This is a genomic window from Alloiococcus sp. CFN-8 (assembly GCF_049943125.1).
Classification (GTDB): domain Bacteria; phylum Bacillota; class Clostridia; order Clostridiales; family Clostridiaceae; genus JAEXZL01.
Map to the genome: position 1 here is coordinate 1,502,925 of NZ_CP188040.1, position 16,604 is coordinate 1,519,528.

15 protein-coding genes are annotated in these 16,604 nt (G+C 34.2%); 1 reads left to right on the top strand and 14 read right to left on the bottom strand.

Annotation, left to right across the window (positions count from 1 at the left end; all coding sequences use genetic code 11):
• Positions 1-3 precede the first annotated feature (3 nt).
• From ACPWSR_RS06715 to ACPWSR_RS06780, 14 genes are all read right to left on the bottom strand, one after another.
• A complete protein-coding gene (locus ACPWSR_RS06715; protein WP_426350919.1) occupies positions 4-1,023 on the bottom strand; it encodes a glycosyltransferase family 2 protein in 1,020 nt (339 codons plus the stop codon).
• The gene (locus ACPWSR_RS06720) at positions 1,023-2,552 is read right to left on the bottom strand and encodes a lipopolysaccharide biosynthesis protein (protein ID WP_426350920.1); all 1,530 of its coding nucleotides are present in this window, start codon (positions 2,550-2,552) and stop codon (positions 1,023-1,025) included. Before ACPWSR_RS06720 ends, ACPWSR_RS06715 begins: the two co-directional genes overlap by 1 nt.
• Before the next feature lie 19 nt (positions 2,553-2,571).
• Entirely contained in the window at positions 2,572-3,723 is a 1,152-nt protein-coding gene (locus tag ACPWSR_RS06725; RefSeq protein WP_426350921.1) for a polysaccharide pyruvyl transferase family protein, read from the bottom strand.
• Between the two features lie 26 nt (positions 3,724-3,749).
• A complete protein-coding gene (locus ACPWSR_RS06730; RefSeq protein ID WP_426350922.1) occupies positions 3,750-4,733 on the bottom strand; it encodes a glycosyltransferase family 2 protein in 984 nt (327 codons plus the stop codon).
• Positions 4,734-4,900: 167 nt separating this feature from the next.
• A complete protein-coding gene (locus ACPWSR_RS06735; protein ID WP_426350923.1) occupies positions 4,901-6,013 on the bottom strand; it encodes a glycosyltransferase in 1,113 nt (370 codons plus the stop codon).
• Between the two features lie 28 nt (positions 6,014-6,041).
• Positions 6,042-6,602 (bottom strand): serine O-acetyltransferase, encoded by a 561-nt coding sequence (locus ACPWSR_RS06740; protein WP_426350924.1) that lies wholly within the window; start codon positions 6,600-6,602, stop codon positions 6,042-6,044.
• Positions 6,602-7,501 carry a glycosyltransferase family 2 protein gene (locus ACPWSR_RS06745; RefSeq protein WP_426350925.1) on the bottom strand — a complete coding sequence of 300 codons (900 nt, stop codon included), beginning with the start codon at positions 7,499-7,501 and terminating at the stop codon, positions 6,602-6,604. Before ACPWSR_RS06745 ends, ACPWSR_RS06740 begins: the two co-directional genes overlap by 1 nt.
• The gene (locus tag ACPWSR_RS06750; protein WP_426350926.1) at positions 7,467-8,612 is read right to left on the bottom strand and encodes a glycosyltransferase family 1 protein; all 1,146 of its coding nucleotides are present in this window, start codon (positions 8,610-8,612) and stop codon (positions 7,467-7,469) included. Before ACPWSR_RS06750 ends, ACPWSR_RS06745 begins: the two co-directional genes overlap by 35 nt.
• A gap of 16 nt (positions 8,613-8,628) precedes the next feature.
• A complete protein-coding gene (locus ACPWSR_RS06755; RefSeq protein WP_426350927.1) occupies positions 8,629-9,726 on the bottom strand; it encodes an EpsG family protein in 1,098 nt (365 codons plus the stop codon).
• Between the two features lie 21 nt (positions 9,727-9,747).
• Positions 9,748-10,827 carry a glycosyltransferase family 4 protein gene (locus ACPWSR_RS06760; protein ID WP_426350928.1) on the bottom strand — a complete coding sequence of 360 codons (1,080 nt, stop codon included), beginning with the start codon at positions 10,825-10,827 and terminating at the stop codon, positions 9,748-9,750.
• Positions 10,828-10,853: 26 nt separating this feature from the next.
• Positions 10,854-11,486: a sugar transferase gene (locus ACPWSR_RS06765; RefSeq protein WP_426351362.1), complete on the bottom strand. Its 633-nt coding sequence runs from the start codon at positions 11,484-11,486 to the stop codon at positions 10,854-10,856.
• Positions 11,487-11,594: 108 nt separating this feature from the next.
• The gene (locus tag ACPWSR_RS06770) at positions 11,595-13,460 is read right to left on the bottom strand and encodes a polysaccharide biosynthesis protein (protein WP_426350929.1); all 1,866 of its coding nucleotides are present in this window, start codon (positions 13,458-13,460) and stop codon (positions 11,595-11,597) included.
• A 17-nt stretch (positions 13,461-13,477) separates the two neighbouring features.
• Positions 13,478-13,741: a PqqD family protein gene (locus ACPWSR_RS06775; RefSeq protein ID WP_426350930.1), complete on the bottom strand. Its 264-nt coding sequence runs from the start codon at positions 13,739-13,741 to the stop codon at positions 13,478-13,480.
• A 220-nt stretch (positions 13,742-13,961) separates the two neighbouring features.
• On the bottom strand, positions 13,962-14,921 hold the full coding sequence (locus ACPWSR_RS06780; protein WP_426350931.1) for a 3'-5' exoribonuclease YhaM family protein: 960 nt from the start codon (positions 14,919-14,921) through the stop codon (positions 13,962-13,964).
• Positions 14,922-15,161: 240 nt separating this feature from the next.
• On the opposite strand from ACPWSR_RS06780, the gene ACPWSR_RS06785 reads away from it, so the two are divergent.
• The gene (locus tag ACPWSR_RS06785) at positions 15,162-16,505 is read left to right on the top strand and encodes a CCA tRNA nucleotidyltransferase (protein ID WP_426350932.1); all 1,344 of its coding nucleotides are present in this window, start codon (positions 15,162-15,164) and stop codon (positions 16,503-16,505) included.
• The last annotated feature ends 99 nt before the right edge of the window (positions 16,506-16,604 follow it).

Genomic DNA, 16,604 nt, shown 5'->3' on the forward strand with positions numbered 1-16,604 from the left:
GATTTATCCTTCCTTATACAGTGCTCTCGCTGTAATTCGGCAAAGCTTGTGTATAATACGATTAAATAAATTCGACATATTGTATGCCGAATAAACCATCGGATGCATCTTTTTCAAATATAATCTATAATCCTGATTCTCAACCGCATTTGCCTTGCGAAGTTTCCTATAGTATAATTCCCCTTGTTCTAGGTCATCTGCCTTCATATAGCATCTGAATAATATTTTCAAATACTTAATATTAACAATATCATCATAATCCCTATCATTACGCCCAGATAATTGTATTCCTATATTTAAAACCTTTTTTAATTCAAATAATCTATCAACAGTTTCATCTAGTGTACGTTGTTGCCTTGAATGACTATTACTTCTTACGGCGATATGATACAAATCTTCATCAATAAAACCACACAAATATTTACCTGCTATTGGAATCAATAATTGCCAGTTTTGACCAGCAGGAGATTCATAAATAGTCAGGTCTGGATAAAATTTTTTTAGAATATTGCTTCGAATCATATAGCACCCACAGCAGCAATAAGTCTCTTCTAAAATCAGATCAAGAAATATATCCTCATGGAAGCGATTATCCAGATTTGAAATACGATGAAGCTTCTCTTTTGTCTGAAAATCAAAGAAATCTCCATTACTTCTTACAAAAGAGTATTGAGGATGTTCCTCTAAAAATCTAACTCTTTTTTCTATACTATCGCAGGATAGCAGGTCATCTGAATCCGGCCAAACAAGATATTCCCCCTTCATCTCTTTCAATCCAGTATTCATTGCTTTTGCTTGTCCGCCTTTTTTTTGATGCAAATAAACATATCGTATATCCCTTTTCTCAAACTCAGTGCCATAGGACTTAGCAATTAATTCAGTATTATCTATAGATCCATCATTAACAAAAATCAATTCAATATTTTTATATGTCTGAGCTAAAATAGACTCAAAGTATTGATTCAAAAAATCTTCTCCATTGCAGCACGGGGTAATGATTGTTACCAATGGTTGCTTTTTCATTAATATCTCCTTATAAACTTATTCGCCAATTTCATAAGATATCGAAATTCTTCAGTATTATGAAATAAAAAAATAATAATTACATTAGGCACTATTGCACACACTATACACTGTAATAAAAAGGATAAATAAATACTTAAGTTTATCTGTGCTAAAGCAAAATAATTTATACCAATAACGACTAAAAGATTAAATGCAACTATACATATATATTTAAAATAAGTCATAAAATATTCTTTTGCAGATTTATGGAAGGCATATTTATAGACAATAATTGGTCGATACCAACATGGAATACTAATACTGCTCACTACCGTTCCTAAAAATACTCCTGGCAACCCTAAATATATAGCCCCAATGATAGAGACAACTAAATTTATTATTGCCTGCACTAATGGAGCCCACTGATCTTGCTTATACAAACCAGCTGCCATCTTAACATTACCAATTGTTACTCTCATACCTACTAAATAATAATTAATCATAACCAATGATAATGTAAGGCTATCAATCAAAAATTTACTGCCAAGCCAAATTTCAATAAAAGGGTTCAACAAAACATATAAACAAATTCCAGTCCAACCAAAAATCCAAAACCCCAGAAAATTGTATTTTTTAAATACTTCGTATCTCCTTTCATAGGACTCTGTTGCAATTAGATTTCCCAAGCTAGCTGTTGCTGCATTGAAAAAAGATAACGCAAATTTATTTATTATATTTATAATCATATAATAATTGTTATATAGTCCCACTGCCACAATGCTTATAAAGGAGGAGATAATAATATTATCAGTTTGATTAATACAAAGCTCTCCTAATTTATGAAACATCATCGCCTTAACATTTGTGGATATAGTCCTCTTTTCATCAGCATTCAGTGGTTGTGCATCCTTATCCTTCAAATATGGATATCTACTATAAATATACTGATTAATAAAGAACCATTGAACTGTACCAATCACTGCTCCTACTATTAAATAGACAAAATAATTTTTGAATATTACAAGAACTAGTAATTGGATACCAACAGTTCCTACACTGATAATCATATTGACATTAGTCATTAAATAAGATTTTTGGTCTGCAGATAAAAGAGTAATTTTATAAGAAAATAGATACGAAATTACTGTATTATATAGAAAAACAAGATATATAAACGTGGTATGTTCCATATTGCCACTGTCTTTAATCAAATAATTAAGAAATGGAACGAGGCTCAATCCTAAAACTGAAATTATTGCAGCGATATACCGGTAAGCTCTTTTATATAAAGACATTAATGACTTTATAGCCTGAATATCATTATTTGCCAAAGGTTTATATAAGTTGAAGGAGATTGCTGAGCCAATACCTAATTCTGTCAAGGAAAGCATAGAAATAATATTAGTAAAAAGGCTATTAGCACCTAAATATGTGATACCTATCACTCGAATAAAAACAGTTCTTGAAACAAATCCAAGTACGGATGATAAGAGTGTGCTGATTACTGAAAAAATAAAATTTTTGCTTGTATTTTTAACTCTTGACATTTTATACTCTCTTTCAAAATTATATCTCAAATTGTTCTATAAGATTTCTTGCTTTTTTTGCCAACTCAATATAATCTGGAATCGTTCGCCTGAGCTTTTCTTTCTGTTCTTCTTCATGTTTCATAAGCCAAATAAATTGATTCTTTAAGTCAGACTCTGATTTCAAAGCTTGTACTGGCAACACATAATTTTCATATGTTCCAAATAAATCCTGTGCAATTCCCCTTGATTTCACCGAATATCCAACAACCAAAGTAGGAATGTATGATGAATAAGCAGCAATTGTAGCATGTGTACGTGCTCCAATGAAGAATCTACATTGAGAAATATATCCTTTCAGTTCCATACAATTTCCATCCTTAATCATACCAATTCGATTAGAGGACTCAAACTTTTCATATAGATATCTTATTGGCACTAAGTCATTATTGTGTTCCCAAACAACATGAGGAATAAGACATATATTCATATCTGTATTATCTAAAATATATCCAATCATCTCTTCGTAATTCTTTAAAATCATATTACTATCTGTACCATACTTCATAATTAACGGACTAATATTGATACCTACAGTGTTATCCCTAGAAAGCCCATCAGGCAAAGGTTGCTTTACTTCTTCTAGTAAGAACGCTGAATCTGCAACTTGAACAGTATTTGGGTTAATTGCTTTGAGACAATTATATGTGATAGACTCTCTTGCAGTAATGAGATCAAATTTGGAGAGATCATCTGCCATCTCTGATGTAATTGCTTCTGGGTCTATAGAACATCCCCACAAAACCGATTTTTTGCAGTGTTTTCTTATTAACTTATTAAGTTTAATCGCTTGGTCAGCCGACCATTTATAGCAGTAGTTATCTCCACCAATTGAAAATGCAATACTGTCCTTAAACAGTTGTTTAATAAACACTTCCATATTAGCGTCAGAATCACGAAATAATCTTCTTCTTATCAATGCTTCATAATATGGCACACTATATTTCTTAATTTCTTCAGATTCTATAATATCTTCAACTACGTCAACAATTCCGTACTTAACTTCCTCTACCTTAGCTAAAGACCATAATTTAATTTCTTTTGGCCCTCCCAAAAGATTTGATGTTGAACGCACAATTGCTTCACAGCCGTGATTTCCACTTCCTGTATGCATATATAATACTTTTTTCATATTAAAATTACTCTTCCCTCTTGTTTTTATTCATATTTCGTTTTTTGCAGGCAATGTACATAAATCTTATATACGAACTGAAAAAGCCAAGGTGCCTTTACAATCAATTCAGCAAGTAACTTAGTTCGCTTCGGTAACTTACTACACCATTGAAAATGCTGTATAATAAGTCCTCGTATTTTCTGTTTTGCATCTAAATATTCCTCGTCCCCATTTACAACCAAATTACAATATCCGTACACACAGGTTGTAACAAAAGCTTTTTGTGCATAAGAAACAATATTCTCATCACATTGTTCAAGAATTATTTCCTTAACTCTTATAGGATCATAAATCTTATGTCCTTTTAACTTCTCCCTGGAAGCAGAAGATTCTCGAACTATATAATGATACTTACATTTATCTTCAAAAACAGACTTATTGGCTGAAGAAAACAAATAAAAATTCATCAATAAATCTTCATTAATCCTGATTGATCTGTCCATTAATTCATCTTGAAACAATCTTTTGAACAAGCTTTTATTAAAGAGCTTATTACAAAGTCCAGGTTCAACAAAACAACCGTCCAAAAGATCCTTAAGCGCTGTTTCCTTATCCTGTTTTACAAGGTTACCAGTATTATAAAAATAATTAATACGTCCATCAGAAAATATCATTTGATATCCACAATGAGAAATATCAGCTCCATAAGTAATTGCATTCTTTAATAAAAATTCATACATATCCGGCTCAATTTCATCATCACCATCAACAAAGCCAACCCATTCCCCTTTTGCCTCTGCAATTCCTGTCAACCTAGCATTTGTAACGCCATCATTTGCAATATGAATAGCTCTGACCTTTTCAGGATATTGTTTTTCATATTTATCTATTACCTCAGCTGTACTATCAGTAGAACCATCATCTACTACAATTATTTCTATATTGGAATATGATTGTGCAAGAATACTTTCCAATGCTCTGCCTATATACCCCTCAATGTTGTAAGCAGGGACAATAACGCTTATCATATCATTCATATTACAATTTCCACCCTATAATTTTTTCTTTACAATACGTGCTGCAACTCCTACAACTACACAATTATCTAAAATATGCTCAACAACCACCACCCAGCTTCAATTAAGTTCATTGTTAAACTTAATATATTGAGTATTTGCAATATCATAATATACCTTTATAAGGATGTAAGCATATCCTCAACTGCTTTGACGGTTCTCTGCGTACAAAAATCCTTCCCTCGCTCTTCTGCTTTCCCTTTATAATGTTTCAATAACTCAGGGTTATCCAGAAGATTCTTGATTCCCATATATAATGCCTCATCATAATTATCTACAATTACTCCATACTCATTGCTGTCTCCAAGCATCTCCTTCATTCCAGATACAGGTGTAGTCATCACAGGAGTTCCTACAATTAATGATTCAGTGGTAGCTGTAGAAAATCCCTCAGCAAAAGATGAACATACAAATAAATCACATCGTGAAACAAACTTATATGGGTTGGTTTGATAGCCAAGGAGTGTTAAGTTATCCTCTAAATGATACTTATAAATATATGATTCTAATTTTTCACGTTCTGGGCCCATTCCCATTATATACGTGTGGATCGGATAACCCTCGTCACGTAATCGCTTATGAATATGCGCAAGTTTATCAAAACCTTTTAGTGGAACCAACTTGCCAACACCACAAATACGAATCTCATTTTTGTAAAAAACCCCATCTTCAACAGGCTCATCTTTCAAATAAAGAATTTCATTTGTGTTATTAGTATTATACAAAACAATTGTTTTTTTGATATCTGGCAACTGTTTTAAGAATGATTCTCTAATTCCATCTGAAACAAATGCAATAGTATCAAAATTTTTATAACACTTCTCTGCCTCTCTCATACTCCTAAATGAACTTGCCAATGCTTTAGGTGATCCTATTGTACAATGAATCCAGCACACCAACTTGGTATTAGGGTCAGAGCAGCCACTAATGATACGAGCAGAAGGTCCCTCCAAATATGCTACTTCAATATCATAACGCTCCTTAATAAATGTCTTGTGCAAGTAACGAGGAGACCTCAGCTTCATCATATGTGAATTACCAGGCAACATTTTTCCAAACACAGTTCTATACTTTATTCTATTATTTAGAAATTTCCTATTTACCCCAACGTCAAATAACGTCATCACAGTAATATCAAATTTATCTGTGTCCATATTATTGACCAGGTTTACCAATACCTTTTCAGCACCGCCCTGTCCAAGATCATGTATTAAAAATAGAACCTTTTTCATAATCCCCCCCTATAAATATCATTCATAATCATACACAAAAATTCACATAACTTTCTGTGGCAAATGACTTTGAATGGATAATAGCAGGATTACCAATAACAACTGAATGTGATGGTACATCAAAATTTATAAATGTATTTGGAGCTATCATTACATCATTTCCAATTCTAACCTTACCAGCAATAGTAGAATTAATTCCTACGTAAACATTATTACCTATCCTTGGTACGCCATTTCTTTTTCCTCTTGACTCCAATCCTATAGTTACACCTTTATGAATATTTACATTTTTACCAATCTCTACGCCCTCAGCAACAGTTATGTTGTAGGGATGTCCCAAATATAACCCATCATCAATGTTTGCATTAGGAGAAATTTCTAATCCGTACTTTCGAGAATAAAAAAATAAAATCAATCTAAATATTAAACGCTTGGAACTTTGATACTTTCTGTAATAATACATAAATCTAAGATTGTGGGACTTTAAAAAGAAAAAAATATTTTGTACTAAATTTCTGTCTTTTATACCGGTCATTCTATAAAAATCAGCAGTATATTTATGTTTAAAACTTATGTTTTTATTATCCATTATAAAAACCTTTCACTAGAATTATTAGCTTTAATCTTTATGTATAGAGTCAAAACAGCACCAATAGGTACTGCAAGTATAGATAGACACTTCTGAGGTGACTCGGAAATAAAATGTTTTTTTCCTGCAAATATGCTGCTGGACACATAATGCACACAATCAACAAAAAGCCTCTTTCTTGACATAGGATATTCCATACATACCTTTCTCCAAAAAGCAAATCCCTTTGGATTATTTAGGTATTGCTTCCACATAGTTGCACTGGAACCACTATCCTGGTATTCAACGTTACAAATTACCGAATCTAAAACTGCCAGTTTATAATCCTGATCAATTAATGTATATTTATAAGCCAATGCTATATACTTTTCTCCATAAAAAACAGGATAAGGCGGATAGCTTTTAATAACATCTGTCCTATAGACCAACTTTTTATCTCCCTTACCTCCAGAAGCATAGTATCCTGATAATGTTGTTTCCTTCATTTCACTTGGAAAGCCTTTCCCAATGATTTTTCCAGAAAAGTCAGCATCTAATCCTATGATTCCTGCATACTCCTCACTTCTATGCTCATTCCAAAAATCTAATATTTTCTCTACCGCACCTTCAGCAAGACAATCGTCGGAATCAATACAAACATTCAATTCTGTAGTTATATTCTCATAGGCAGTATTATGTGCAGTATGCATACCTCCGTTTTCTTTATATATGTATAGAATCTCAAACCCACTGTTCTGCAGTTGCCAGCTATGAACTAGTTCTTTTGTATTATCTGTAGAACCATCATCTATAATGAGCCATATAAATTCCTTACAATTTTGTAGGCATAGCGATTTGTAAGTGCGAACCAAGGTATGTGCACGGTTATATGTTGGCGTGAATACTGTTAATGGAACCATACTGAACACCTCTTTCAGCAGCTTTTAAATAGGCTTGTAGATAAAACTGCTCCATTACTTTTGAACTTTCACATATATCAAATCCAGATTCCCTTATAAATTCAGAAGTATCATAGCGAGGACATCTTGAGGAGTCTATTACCTCCTCCGCCCATTTAGAGATATCCTCTGATAAACTTACTTGGCGAACTAACTCGGTCTTTTTACACTCAATTGGCACTTTATCAGAAATTATGCATGGTAAGCCAGACGCCTGAGCCTCTATAATAGCTACGGGGAGTCCTTCATAATTTGAAGGGAACAGAAATACATCCATAGCTTGCATAAGCTCTGGGATATCAGATCTGACTCCTGTAAAAATGACTTTATTTTGGATTCCTAAGTCTGTTACCATTTCTATTATTTCATTTTTCAATTCCCCCTCACCAACCAAAAGTAATCTTGCATTAGGTTTTTGTTTTGAGATATCGGAAAAAACCTTTATTATAAAACTATGATTTTTGGGTGGTGCAAATCTACCAACATGGCCAACCACTAAAGAATCTTGAGGAATATCAAAGTACCGTCTCATTTCAAATGAAGTTTTTTTATTATAACTGTATCTTTCAGAATCAATTGCATTATTCATCACTGTAAATCTTCTATTTCCAAACATCCATTCACCTGCAGACTGGGAACAAGCAAAAAGATCAGTAGCATACCTAGGTATATTTTTTTTATACAAAAGCTTCAAACAATACTTACTATCTTTCGTTTGGCTACTGCTATGAGCATGAGCAATGCGTATTGGAACACCATTTTTCTTCGCATATTTCAAAGGTATTCCTGCCATGCAATCGAGATGTGAATGCACAATAGAATACTCCTTATGCTCCTTAAAAAAGCTATCCAGTTGATGTAGGTAGCTTGTACTGAAAGGATTTAATTTTGGCAAATGATAAATACGTCCACCCAGTTTTTTTATCTCTTCATCATAATCTGCTTCAAAGTCTCTATGAACTAAAAAATCAAATTGAAGCTTGTCTCTATCTATATGCCTATAGTAATTCATAAGCATCGTTTCTAAACCACCACGTCCCATATAAGTGACCACATGGAGTACTCTTATCAAAACACTTCTCTCCTTGTTAAATTAAATTCCACGCCATATGCATCTGCAAATAATAAAATAATAAATAAGCTGCAATAGTTAATAAGTACATAATATCTGCTGATTTCTTTGTAAAGATATTTTCTATCTCCCAGGGCAGAAGAATATAATTATATAATGAAAAATAAATTGGTAATCTTCCTATATATATACCACTGGTAAACATGGAAACAATGTAAAGACCCGTAGATAGAATTGACATATTAGTACATAGATTAATAACATGATTATTCTCTTTTAAGATTATCCTTCTTCCTACTAATGATAAAAGTGTAGGGACCGCATATACTAATACTCTAAACATACTTGTTCCATCATCATTTTCCCAGATACCATTAGTTAATAAATCATCGTATTGAGTGTCCACAATAGCCTCTGATAAGATATTTGTAAATTGATCAACAAAGACAATTGCTAGGATTACCCCTAAGATAAACAGCAGTGTTTTCTTATTCCAGGCCTTACCCTGAACTATAAAAATCATTGGTATCATCAAAAGTGCAGAACCATGTATTGTGGATACTAAAAGAGTTACTATTATGGCTAAGGTATATCTTTTACTCAAAATAAGGCCAATGGCTGTAAATAGCAAAGCTGCTGCTAAAAACTGTCTCATTCCATTGAACATCCAGGATAAGTAGTCTGTGGATGCTATGAAGAGAAATATACTCATAAGATAGTTACAGGAGTATTTTCTATATACAATAACTAAACACAGTCCTTGTATTGCAGCTATGATGAAAAAGTAAAAAATATCGCTGTTTCCTATTATCGATTTAATTATTATAGATAGTGCTGTGAACCCTTTATCCTTCTCAATAGTGGGAACATAACTGAATAAGCTCGAGAAAGCCCCAGGCAGTTCCAAAAAGCTTTTTCTGTAAGCTTCCGTATCTCCAAAATTTGTTCTAAGGCTGCACCATACTACGATAGGTAAAAATATAATTAGAGCCCACTTAAAATCATATCTATATTCCCATGCTCCGCAGGTTCTTTCTTTATGTATAGGCCGTACAGTATTTGTTATTAGATAACAGGCTGCAATCCATACTAGTATATAAACATATCCAGACATACCTTATCCTCTACTTCTAATCTAGCTAAATATCTCCTTAAGAGTTCTGCTTACAACTCTCTTCTTATCAAAGTCACGGATCATCTTTTCTCGACTTTTTATCCCCATTTCAGCATGCTTATCTTTATTTAATTTAATAAAGGCCTCAATGGTTTCATATAGGCTTTTACTGTTTTTAGCTTCACAGAGATAGCCATTAATCCCTTCTTCCACGGCTTCTCTGCAGCCAGGAATATCGCTGGTAATTATTGGCCTTCCGCTGGCTGCCGCCTCCAGGAGTACATTGGACATCCCTTCATGATAGGAAGGAAGTATAACACAGTGAGAGGATGCATAATAAGTCCTTACCTCCTGTTGGAAGCCATGAAAATTAACAACATCAGCCTTCTCTAGCTTCTCAATAACCTCCTTGTACTCATCCTCAAAGAAGCCTACGATATCAAAAATAATCCTGTTTCTATACTTTTCCTTAAGCTTTATGGCAGCTTCAAAGAGCTCATCTACTCCCTTTTCCTTCATTATCCTCCCAACAAATAAAAAGCGTATTGCTTCCTCCTTGGGATAAGGAGAGTACTTATAATAGTCAAGATTAACCCCAGCACCAGGTAGTACAGTTATCTTATCCTCTGAAAGAATCTTTCTTTTTATAAATTTCTCTGAATCCACAGTATTTTCAAAGAATGCAGTACTTACCCTGCTGAAGGCTAACTTATATAATATTGAAACAATATCTTCTAAGCCCTTCTTTTCAAAAGCTGTACCTAACCCCTGTACATTGGCAAAGTAAGGCACCTTAAGGATGCTACATACAATGCCACCATATATGTTAGGTTTTATTGAAAAGGAGATAACCATATGGGGTCTTTCCTTTTTTATTAATTTATAGTAGTAATATAAAAGCCTAAAATCCTTTATAGGATTAATTCCTCGCCGGTCAATTTCTGTATTAATACACTTACAGCCAATTTCTTCAAAGTCCTCTTCATGTCCTACAAAGGGCATGCTGAGTATAACCTCATGATTCTTTAAAAGCTCAGCAATAAGTTCACGTCTAAATTGATATAGCATATAGGAATGATTGGTCAAAATTAAAATTTTCATCTCATCACCCCACTATTCCATAAAAACTAACTAACCTTCTTTGAATATTTGTCTAATTCTCCAGTGCCACCTTCTACAACTCCATCACTAGAAATCACATGGGAAACAGTTAATAATAAAATCTTTATATCGATAGCAATTCCATAATTACTGGCATAAAATCCATCGAAGGCTGCCTTCTCCCTTATGGTCAGCTCATCCCTTCCATGAATCTGAGCCCATCCAGTTATACCTGGAGTTAAGCTATTAGCATCATATTTATCCCTCTCCTGAATAAGATCGTATTGATTCCAAAGGGCAGGACGAGGGCCAACCACAGCCAGCTTTCCCTGAAGAACATTGAAAAGCTGAGGAAGCTCATCAAGGCTAGTTTTCCTTAAAACTCTCCCTACTCTTGTTATATAAATCTCTGAGTGCTTTAAAAGATGAGTAGGAATATTATGTGGAGTTTCTACCTTCATGGTACGAAACTTATAAATCTTAAAGTAGGTTTTATTTCTCCCTACTCTTTTTTGAGTAAAAAATGGATTACTACCTGGTTCTTCAAGCTCTATAGCAATAATAATTAAAAGGAATACAGGCGACAAAATTATCACCCCAAGAAGAGCAGCAAGAAAATCTACAAACCTCTTGATGTAAAAATATACCTCTTGCCACATACTAAGTCTAATTTCCCGCTTTTTGTAGCTTTCATAAATGAGGGACATTTTCTTCACCTCTTTAAAATAGAATAATTACTTTATAATCTTTTTATCCTGTGCTCTTCTTTAATAATTCTTTTTTTCATGTGTAGAATATGTGGGTACAATCCTTTTTATCAAGCTTCTTATATCCCGAGAATTTTTTTCTGCTGCTTCTATAAGAATATCTAACCTTGATATAAACTCTTCCTCATCTATCTCTATGGGGCTTCCTATGAATATAAGCTTATTATCTGTTTCCTTAAGCCCTTCCTCATCCATAAGCAGCTCTTCATAGAGCTTCTCTCCTGGTCGAAGGCCTGTAAACTCTATTTTTATATCCTCATCAGGAACATAGCCTGATAGCCTTATGAGATTATTAGCTAAATCAACAATTTTTATAGGCTCGCCCATGTCTAATACAAAGATCTCCCCACCCACTGCAAAAGCCCCTGCCTGAAGGACCAGGGAAACTGCCTCTGGTATTGTCATAAAAAACCTAATAATTTCAGGATGAGTTACCGTTACAGGTCCTCCTGAGGCTATTTGCTTTTTAAACAAGGGAATTACACTGCCGTTGCTTCCTAATACATTTCCAAAGCGCACAGCTGCAAATTCTCCCTCAGCCCTCTTGTTATAGACCTGTACTAGCATCTCGCAGATTCTTTTTGATGCTCCCATAACATTTGTAGGATTTACAGCCTTATCAGAAGATATTAAAACAAAACGCTTTACTTTATACTTAACTGAAAGCTCTAGTACTGTCTTAGTTCCTCCAACATTATTTTTTATGGCCTCGCATGGGCTGTCCTCCATTAGAGGTACATGCTTATGAGCTGCAGCATGATAAACTATGTCGGGCTTAAACTCCTTAAATACATCCTCTATACGGTCTTTATCTCTTACAGAGGCGATGATAGTAAAGAGACTTAAGGAAGGATATTTTTTAATAAGCTCCTGCTGGATATCATAAGCATTATTCTCATAAATATCTAATATGATAAGACTTTTAGGCTTATGGCTTGCTACTTGTCTACAGATCTCACTACCTATAGACCCTCCCCCTCCAGTTATCAGCACTGTTCTTCCTGTAACATAGGAGATTATTTTGTCTATATCCACATTGATAGGCTCTCTTCCTAGGAGATCCTCTATTTTCACTTTTCTAAGTCTGCTGACACTGACCTCATTATTCACTAGCTGGTATATTCCAGGTAGAAGCTTTAGCTCACAACCGGTTTTATTACATATTTCTAAAATATTTTTTATTTCAGCTGCTCCTTGAGAAGGCATAGCAATAATGATTTGTGAAATATCATATTCCAGAGCAGCTCTAGGAATATCCTCTCTATTCCCTACCACCTTGATTCCATGAATATAACGTCCTATTTTTTCGTTACTATCATCTATTGCACAGCAAACCTGAAGATTCAAATGACTACTAGACTTGATTTCATTAATTATTAGTGTTCCTGCCTCACCGGCCCCCACTACCATAACATTCTTTTTATATCTTCCCTGGTTTCCTCTATGGTTAAAGCTTCTGATAAACCTATAAGAAAATCTGCTTATTATAACAAAACAGCCCAGAAAAGCTGACTGAAGGATATAAAAGCTTCTAGGTGCAGGCAGTCTTAAAAGGACCATACCAATGCACTGAGCTACTGAGCATACTGCCATGGACCATATTATATACGTGGCCTCGGTAGCTCCTGCATATTGCCAGAGACTACTGTAAAGTCTAAAAATAGCGAGCACACCTATTGTGATAGCTGTGTTTATGGGTGCGTAGGTTATTGCTGACTTAACAAACACTGGATCTATATCACTGATTCTGAAGTCGAAGCGAATAAATAATGCAAGAAAGGTAGCTATATTAATAGCTGCAGCATCAAGTAACAAGAGTGATATTTGCCTCATTAATAGCTTTATATTTCCTTTATATTTTTTCATAGCATCACCTTTTGTTATTACTGAAGGATTCCACCCTCCTGAAGCTTAGATATAAACTCCTCTATATCATTCCTAGCTGTATTCTCATCAACTTCATATTCTTCAAGGACATTTTTTGTGAGCAGCTCTAAGTTAGTCTCTTCTTGAAGCTTTTCCCATAAAAATGCTCCAACCTCATTTACCATTATAAGACCATTAAAATTCATAACAGCACTTCCAGTAGGTACTATCACCCTATCTCCTGCTATTTCTCTCATAATAAAATCCTTACTTATCCTCATAAATATCACCCTTTTCCCTGTATCAATCGACCGTTTTTTCTATATTATTTTAAAATAATATATTTTTCGACTATTTGTGATATAATTATACATAAGTATGCATAAAAAAGCTAGTACTTATATACTTTCATATCATAAGTTTTATAAAAAAATAAGCCTGCATTTTCATGCAGACTTTTCTTATCCATGTAGTTCTATTGTTTTACCAGTCTATTTACTATTAAACCTCTTTTCTCTTATAAAGCCTCCTATTTTCCAAGGACCACAGCCTCTCAGAAAACTCTCCTGGTGCTACATCCTCTAATACCTTCCTCATATCGAACATCCTGGCATCTATTATATCTATATAATGTAGGATTTCCGCTTCAGGTATCATGGGCCTTACGGGGCTGCCGAATTCAGGCTCATAATGGTGGGATAGGACCATGTGCTGGAGGAGCATCAGAACTTCCTTATTGGTTCCCAGCTCTTCACCTAGTACCTGTAGATTTTTTATTCCCTGGGTAATATGTCCTAGAAGCGTCCCTTCTATGGTATAGTCATTTACTATTCCTAGTTCTGAGGAATCCATCTCCTCCATTTTTGCCAAGTCGTGAAGTATTATTCCTCCGAAAAGGAGATCTCTGTTGAGAAAATCATAGAGCTGAGCTATCTTTTCCCCTAGCTTAAGCATGGATAGTATATGGTACAAAAGCCCAGACCTTATGGCATGGTGGTTCTTTTTTGCAGCAGGATAGTACATAAGCTTATCCTTGTAGCCTTCAAAGACTCTTTTTACAAGAGCTTTTATATCTTGATTATACATACCATCAATATAAAATAGTATTTCTCTATACATCTCCTCTGGCATGTAAGGTGCAGAGGCTACAAAATCCTCAATATTCACCTCATCTCTCTCCTCTACAGGTCTTATTATCTCTATCTTCAGCTGATTACTTCCCTGCCAGGAGGTTACAAGAGCCTTTACCTTCACTAGGGCCTGAGCCTTTACCTGCTCCTGATGAGCTTCACTGACATCCCAGAGCTTACCGTTTATTTCTCCTGTTTTATCTGATAATATTAGGTCCATATATTTTTTGCTATTAGATCCAACCTTAACATCTGCTTGTTTTACCAGGTAAAAACCTATTATATGCTCATTAACTTGAAATTCATTTATCTTTTTTGGTTCTAGTGCCATTGTCTCCAGCCTCCTTTTTATAATAATCTACTATACTCTTTAATAATATATAAACTTCAAATATATTAATAATCCAATAATTATTTTCTATTATATATAGATTACTATTCTTTTACTTGTTTTTACAATGGTTTTTAAGGAAAATATAAGTAATAGATGAATAAGTTGATTTTATATTGTAAAAGAATATTTAAGAAAGGATGAGTATAATGGTTAGTTGCATTATACCAGGTGATTACTATGATTATCTCACTACCTAAAAATGTAGCTTACATAATAGATACCTTATATGATAAAGGCTTTGAGGCCTATGCCGTTGGTGGCTGTATAAGAGACAGTATTTTAGGAAAAAAGCCTAATGATTGGGATATAACCACTAGTGCTCCTCCTGAGATTATAGAAAAGACTTTTGAGAAAACTATACCTACTGGAATCAAGCATGGTACTGTTACAGTGCTTATAGATAAGGAGCCCTTCGAGGTTACCACCTATAGAATCGATGGAGAATACTTAAACAATCGCCGCCCAGAAGAGGTAACCTTTGTTTCTTCCTTAAAAGAGGATTTAGCTAGAAGAGATTTTACAATAAATGCGCTAGCTTATAACCATAAGGATGGATTAAAGGACTACCACAATGGTCTCTCGGATATCAAAGAAGGTATTATACGTACCGTAGGTAATCCGGATGTACGTTTTACAGAAGATGCCTTAAGACTTTTAAGGGCCGTTCGTTTTAGCTGTCAGCTGGGCTTTTCCTTAAGTGAAGAAACCTATGACTCAATAAAGAAAAATAGTAGTCTTATTAAAAATATCAGCAGAGAAAGAATAAGAGAGGAGCTCAATAAAATACTTCTTTCTGACAAACCCTCTAAGGGCTTTTTACTCCTAGAAAGCACGGGGCTTTTAAAGTATATACTTCCAGAGGCTCAAGCCATGGTAGGCCTTGACCAAAGGAATCCTCATCATGATAAGGATGTGTTTATCCACACCCTTTCAGTGATAGATAATGCCCCTAAGAACCTGACCCTTAGACTTGCAGCCCTCCTTCATGACATAGCTAAGCCTGAAACCTTTACCATTGATAAAAAGGGCAAAGGACACTTTTACGGCCATGAAAAGGCAGGGGTTGAAGTTTCAGAGAGGCTATTAAGAAGACTTACCTATGATAATGAAACCATAGCCATGGTTAAAAAGCTTGTATCTCATCATATGATGGTTTTTAGTTCCCCTAAGGACTCAACCTGGAAAAAAGTTATTGGAGATATAGGTAGAGAAAATATGCCTCTTCTTTTTTCTCTTCAAAAAGCCGACATTCTTGCCAGTGCCCCTCCTCATGACTTAGATAAGGTGGAAAAGCTTAAAAAGAGGACAGAAGCTATTATTAAAAATGGTAACCCTTTATATATAAAGGATCTTGAGGTTACAGGGGAGGATATTATGAATACCTTCCTTCTAAAGCCAGGAAGACATATTGGTGATATATTAAATTATCTACTGGAAAGGGTATTAGAAAAGCCGGAGCTTAATAATAAAAATAAACTACTTAATATAGCTAAAGGTTATATTGATAAAAATAAGCTATAGGAATAATAATAAAATGAACTATTAATCGACAAAATATCTAAGCATATAATTAACATATACTTATAATAATACTTAGGCTTTTTTTCATCGTATATATTA

Coding starts and splice junctions, on each gene's coding strand:
- ACPWSR_RS06715 (WP_426350919.1), bottom strand. CDS start 1,023: ATGAAAAAGCAACCATTGGTAACAATCATTACCCCGTGCTGCAATGGA.
- ACPWSR_RS06720 (WP_426350920.1), bottom strand. CDS start 2,552: ATGTCAAGAGTTAAAAATACAAGCAAAAATTTTATTTTTTCAGTAATC.
- ACPWSR_RS06725 (WP_426350921.1), bottom strand. CDS start 3,723: ATGAAAAAAGTATTATATATGCATACAGGAAGTGGAAATCACGGCTGT.
- ACPWSR_RS06730 (WP_426350922.1), bottom strand. CDS start 4,733: ATGATAAGCGTTATTGTCCCTGCTTACAACATTGAGGGGTATATAGGC.
- ACPWSR_RS06735 (WP_426350923.1), bottom strand. CDS start 6,013: ATGAAAAAGGTTCTATTTTTAATACATGATCTTGGACAGGGCGGTGCT.
- ACPWSR_RS06740 (WP_426350924.1), bottom strand. CDS start 6,602: ATGGATAATAAAAACATAAGTTTTAAACATAAATATACTGCTGATTTT.
- ACPWSR_RS06745 (WP_426350925.1), bottom strand. CDS start 7,501: ATGGTTCCATTAACAGTATTCACGCCAACATATAACCGTGCACATACC.
- ACPWSR_RS06755 (WP_426350927.1), bottom strand. CDS start 9,726: ATGTCTGGATATGTTTATATACTAGTATGGATTGCAGCCTGTTATCTA.
- ACPWSR_RS06760 (WP_426350928.1), bottom strand. CDS start 10,827: ATGAAAATTTTAATTTTGACCAATCATTCCTATATGCTATATCAATTT.
- ACPWSR_RS06765 (WP_426351362.1), bottom strand. CDS start 11,486: ATGTGGCAAGAGGTATATTTTTACATCAAGAGGTTTGTAGATTTTCTT.
- ACPWSR_RS06770 (WP_426350929.1), bottom strand. CDS start 13,460: ATGAAAAAATATAAAGGAAATATAAAGCTATTAATGAGGCAAATATCA.
- ACPWSR_RS06775 (WP_426350930.1), bottom strand. CDS start 13,741: ATGAGGATAAGTAAGGATTTTATTATGAGAGAAATAGCAGGAGATAGG.
- ACPWSR_RS06780 (WP_426350931.1), bottom strand. CDS start 14,921: ATGGCACTAGAACCAAAAAAGATAAATGAATTTCAAGTTAATGAGCAT.
- ACPWSR_RS06785 (WP_426350932.1), top strand. CDS start 15,162: ATGATTATCTCACTACCTAAAAATGTAGCTTACATAATAGATACCTTA.